This is a genomic window from Actinokineospora sp. (assembly GCF_050699995.1).
In the GTDB taxonomy this organism is placed as follows: Bacteria; Actinomycetota; Actinomycetes; order Mycobacteriales; family Pseudonocardiaceae; genus Actinokineospora.
Genome location: NZ_JBOHGC010000196.1, coordinates 1 through 2,324, shown reverse-complemented (window position 1 = coordinate 2,324; position 2,324 = coordinate 1). Strand labels below are relative to the sequence as shown.

Annotated in this window: 2 protein-coding genes and 1 pseudogene; all 3 read right to left on the bottom strand. The window is 68.7% G+C overall.

Annotated features, from left to right (window positions below):
• Positions 1-265, bottom strand: a pseudogene (locus ACRDSQ_RS10710) (hypothetical protein); the annotation flags it as partial.
• Positions 266-344: 79 nt separating this feature from the next.
• A complete protein-coding gene (locus ACRDSQ_RS10705; protein ID WP_431420701.1) occupies positions 345-1,229 on the bottom strand; it encodes an aldo/keto reductase in 885 nt (294 codons plus the stop codon).
• 54 nt (positions 1,230-1,283) lie between these two features.
• On the bottom strand, positions 1,284-2,324 hold a 1,041-nt coding region (arc, locus tag ACRDSQ_RS10700), incomplete at its 5' end, for a proteasome ATPase (protein WP_431420700.1).

Here is a 2,324-nt window from a genome sequence, read left to right as displayed (position 1 = left end):
CCGCGGTCTTGGGGGCGCCGTCGGGCTGGACCTCTTCGGCTGCCAGGTCGACGGCGGTCAACGCGGCCGCCGACGGGTCGGGTTTGCGTTGGGTCGTCGTTGTCGTCGTTGTGGTCGCGCTCGGCCGGGTCGGGCTTGGGGGCACGTTCGTGACCGAGGAAGGGTCGTCGTAGTACGTGTAGAGGTCGTTCGGGCGGTCAGAGCACGCCGTGGCCAGGAGAACGGGGAGCACGGCGGCGCCTGCCAGCGCCTGCACACGACGCACGAGCGTCCTTTCGCGAAGGGGGCTGTCGATCAAACCTACCGGCCGGAGACGGCAGCCGGGCGGAGGGGTCAAGCCCGCCTCAAGTCCACGGCAGCCGCGACCGGGCCGCCCAGTACTCGGCGGCGGGTTCGGCGAGATCCGGCAGGTCGATCGGGTCCAGTGCGGCGGCGCGCAGGTTCGACACGAGTTGGGCGCGGGTGACCGGGCCGATCAGCACGGTGTCGGCCCAGGGCTGAGCCAGGGCCGCGGCCAAGGCGACCGCGTCGGAGGGTTCGGGAAGCGCGGGCGGCGGTTCGACAGCGAGTCGGCCGTTGGCCAGGGCTTCCTTGATCGCGACGTGGGCGCCCGCCCGGTGCGCCTCGGCCAGGGCGGGGCCCGCCGACGGTTCGAGGAGGTTCCAGGTGGACTGGACGGCGGTGAAGATCGTCACTCCCCCGCGCTCCAGGGCCAGGCCTCGGCGGATGGCGTCGGCTTGGGCGGGGCCTGAGGTGGAGAAACCCAGCCGCCTGCCGGAATCGGCGAGTTCGGCGAGGGCGTCGAGGAGTGGTTCGTCGGTGAACAGCGGGCTGTCCGCGGTCAGCGAGTGCACCTGGTAGAGCGCGATCCGCGAGCCGAGCAGTGCGCGGCTTTCGGACCACTGTGTCCGGAACCGGGTGAGCGAGTGTTCCTTGACCTCGTGCACCTCGGCGTCCATGCGCCAAGCGCCGACGTAGGTGTAGCCCCACTTCGACGACACAGTCACGTCGTCGTGGCCGCGCGCGTCGAGCCAGCAGGCGAGGAACTCCTCGGCGCGGCCGTAGGAGCGTGCGGTGTCCACGCGGCGGACGCCTGCCTCATAGGCGGCGTCCAGGACATCCCATGTCCTCGATCGGAGGGTCTCGACGGCGCGGTTGGCGGGCAGGTCGCGGCCGAGGTTGAGGTAGGCGGGCCTGCCCAGCGCGGCCAGACCGAGGGTGAATCGCACCCCATGAGTATGGGTGGGGCCCCGCGCGCACGCGGGGCCCCACACCGAACTCGACTAGAGGTACTGGCCGGTGTTCGTGGCCGTGTCGATCGCCCGACCCGAATCCTGGTTCTTGCCGGTCACCAGGGTGCGGATGTAGACGATGCGCTCGCCCTTCTTGCCCGAGATCCGTGCCCAGTCGTCCGGGTTGGTCGTGTTGGGCAGGTCCTCGTTCTCGGCGAACTCGTCGACGATCGCGTCGAGCAGGTGCTGCACGCGCAAGCCGCGCTGCTGGGTCTCCAGCACCGACTTGATCGCCGCCTTCTTGGACCGGTCGACGATGTTCTGGATCATCGCGCCGGAGTTGAAGTCGCGGAAGTAGAGCACTTCCTTGTCGCCGTTGGCGTAGGTGACCTCGAGGAAGCGGTTCTCCTCGGTCTCCTCGTACATGCGCTCGACGGTGTGCTGGATCATGGCGTCGAGGCAGGCGCGCTTGTCGCCCGCGAACTCCGCCAGGTCCTCGTCGTGGATCGGGAGGCTGGTGGTGAGGTACTTGGAGAAGATGTCCTTCGCCGCCTCGGCGTCCGGCCGCTCGATCTTGATCTTCACGTCGAGCCTGCCTGGTCGCAGGATCGCCGGGTCGATCATGTCCTCGCGGTTGGACGCACCGATGACGATGACGTTCTCCAGGCCCTCCACACCGTCGATCTCACTGAGCAACTGAGGCACGATCGTGGTCTCCACGTCGGAGGACACACCGCTGCCCCGGGTTCGGAAGATCGAGTCCATCTCATCGAAGAACACGATCACCGGGGTGCCTTCGGACGCCTTCTCACGCGCCCGCTGGAAGATCATCCGGATGTGCCGCTCGGTCTCGCCGACGAACTTGTTGAGCAGCTCCGGACCCTTGATGTTCAGGAAGTAGGACTTGGCCTCCGACGGCTGCGGCGCACCCGACGGGTCCTTGCTGGCCCGGGCCGCCGCGACCTGCTTGGCCAGGGAGTTCGCCACCGCTTTCGCGATGAGCGTCTTACCGCAGCCGGGCGGGCCATAGAGCAGCACACCCTTCGGCGCCCGCAACTCGTGCTCCCGGAACAGGTCGGCGTGCAGGTAGGG